Below are 649 nucleotides of genomic sequence, written 5' to 3'. Positions count from 1 at the left end.
TCTGGGGTCGTCGTCGGATGGCGGTTCGCTGCCCGGCGGGTCGGTCGATGTGCCCGATGTCGGCTGGGGCGGCTCTGGTGGTTCGTGGGGCCTGGGCTCCTCTGACGGGGCCCCGGGCTCCGGGAGTCCGGGGTCGTCAGAAGACCGTCCCCTCGCCGGTTCAGGCAGCCTGTCCGGGGGCGGCGGTGGTGATCGCCCCTCCGGAGGCACGGTCGACATGTCGGGCTCCGGCTCGGCGGGCGGCGGGGCCGACGGTGTGAGCGGCGGAGCCTCGCCCGGACCGGGGGTATCGGCCTCCGGCGGCGCGGGCGGGCTCCCGGGGCCCGGTTCGGGCGTCGGCGGCGGCGCGGTGGGAACGGGCGGCTTCGGCGCGCCCGGTGCGGGTGCGGGAGGCGCAGGTGCGGCCGGTGCCGCGGGCGGCGGCCCCGGGGGCCCGATGATGCCGCCCATGATGCCGCCGATGGGCGGAGGGGCCGGTGCGGGCGGGCCCGAGCGGGAGCGCAACCGCAGCACCTGGCTGACCGAGGACGAGAACGTGTGGGGCACCGCCGACCGCGGCGGCCCCGCCGTACTGGGCCGGCCGGGCGTCGGTCCTGGGAAGGGAGCGACCGGTCGTGGACATGTCCCTGCCGGAGCGGATGGGGCGCGA

1 protein-coding gene is annotated in these 649 nt (G+C 78.7%); it reads left to right on the top strand.

Annotated features, from left to right (window positions below; genetic code table 11):
• Window positions 1-448 precede the first annotated feature (448 nt).
• Window positions 449-649 (top strand): hypothetical protein (locus tag D476_RS38640; RefSeq protein WP_204367035.1); only part of this gene is annotated, 201 nt, incomplete at its 3' end.

The sequence above is a fragment of the Nocardiopsis chromatogenes YIM 90109 genome (genome assembly GCF_000341185.1).
Taxonomy (GTDB): Bacteria; Actinomycetota; Actinomycetes; order Streptosporangiales; family Streptosporangiaceae; genus Nocardiopsis_A; species Nocardiopsis_A chromatogenes.
The sequence above is the reverse complement of the archived record's forward strand: the minus strand, read 5'-3'. Positions and strand labels throughout refer to the sequence as shown.